This is a genomic window from Streptomyces sp. SID14478 (assembly GCF_010548525.1).
GTDB lineage: Bacteria > Actinomycetota > Actinomycetes > Streptomycetales > Streptomycetaceae > Streptomyces.
Window position 1 is genome coordinate 1 of sequence record NZ_JAAGMG010001163.1, and the last position, 1,484, is coordinate 1,484.

Annotated in this window: 2 protein-coding genes and 1 pseudogene; all 3 read left to right on the plus strand. The window is 73.5% G+C overall.

Features of this window, described 5'->3' with window-relative positions; translation table 11 throughout:
• On the plus strand, positions 1–468 hold a 468-nt coding region (locus G3I40_RS37130), incomplete at its 5' end, for a class F sortase (protein ID WP_164559228.1).
• Between the two features lie 39 nt (positions 469–507).
• A complete protein-coding gene (locus tag G3I40_RS37135; RefSeq protein WP_164559229.1) occupies positions 508–1,278 on the plus strand; it encodes a hypothetical protein in 771 nt (256 codons plus the stop codon).
• A pseudogene (locus tag G3I40_RS37140) lies at positions 1,275–1,484 on the plus strand (two-component sensor histidine kinase); the annotation flags it as partial. The gene G3I40_RS37135 and the pseudogene G3I40_RS37140, both read left to right, overlap by 4 nt.

A 1,484-nucleotide genomic window follows, 5' to 3' on the forward strand; every position in this document is an offset into this window, starting at 1 on the left:
GCCGCGGCCGCCCTGGACCGCTCGGCCCCGACCGGCCTGCGCATACCCGCCGCCGGGGTCGACACCGGCGCGATGCTGCGCCTCGGCCTCGACGCGGACGGCGGGCTCCAGGTCCCGCCCGCAGACAAGGGCGAGCAGCCCGGCTGGTGGACGGGGAGCCCGACGCCCGGCGAGAAGGGCGCCGCGGTGCTGGTCGCGCACTACGACACGGCGAAGGGCCCGGCGCTGATGCGGAACATCGCGAAGGTGCACACCGGCGACACGATCGCGGTGCCGCGGGCGGACGGCAGCACCGCGACGTTCGAGGTGCGCCAGATCCAACAGGTAAACAAAAAGGACTTCCCCACCAATAAGGTGTACGCAGCGACGGAGCGCCCCACACTGCGCCTCGTCACCTGCGGCGGCCCCCTCGTGGACGGCCACCGCAGCGACAACATCATTCTCTACGCCGATCTCGTCCAGCACTGACAAGGAGCCGGGGAGAGCGGCCCGGCAGGCAGGAGTGCAGTGACGCCCAGGCGCCTCGGTCTCACGGCCCTCGCGGTGCCCGCCGCCGCCCTGCTCGTCACGGGCTGCGGCGACACCGGCGGGCTCCAGGGCGCGGGCCCGACCCCGACGGCGGTCGGCCCCCGCCACCTGTGGCCGACGCTGGCCCCCGCCTCCGCGCCCGCCGACGACTACGGGGCGGGCGAGACGCAGGTGGTCAAGGGCGTCACCGTGCCGGACGGCAACCTGCGCAAGGTGAACCCGGTGACGGTGATCCGCGCCCAGGAGAAGGCCGACCCGGGCACGTACAAGGACGTCAAGAAGGGCCTGACGGACTGCGGCGACCCGGGGACGAAGGGGCCCGACTGCCCGGTCCTGCACTCCTACTACGCGGATCTGACCGGCGACGGCAAGGACGACATGATCGTCGGCGTGCGGGCGCCCAAGGACCAGCTCGTGGTGCGCGTGTACATGTACGCGGACGGCAGACTGACGCAGATCATGAACGACGAGGACGCCGTGATCAGCGTGCAGCTGGCGGGCCGCAGCGTGGTGGTGCGGGCCGTCGCCGACCTGTCCGGGTACGAGTACCGGACCTCGTGGTCGTACGACCGCCATCAGCGCGCGATGCTCCCGACGCGCGACGAGATCGTGCGCACCGGGCCGCCGAAGACACCCGACGCGCAGACACCCGAGCCGAAGACGCCCGCGCCGCAGCCGCCGGCCCCGAAGACCTCCGACCCTTTGGTCCCCGCGCCGCAGTCGCCCTCCCCCTCGCCGAGCGCCTCGTGAGGCGCCCGCTGCGGCCGCCCGGCTGGACCGCGTCGCTGACCTGGAAGGCGGCCGCGTTCATCACGGTGATGTGCTGCGCGCTGGCCGCGCTGCTCGGTGTCCTCGTGCACGTCTCGGTCACCAAGCAGACGGTGCGCGAGGCCCGCGAGCGGGCGCTGACCCGGCTGTCCGAGGCGACCACGGCGTTCGAGGCCGGCGGGCGGCTC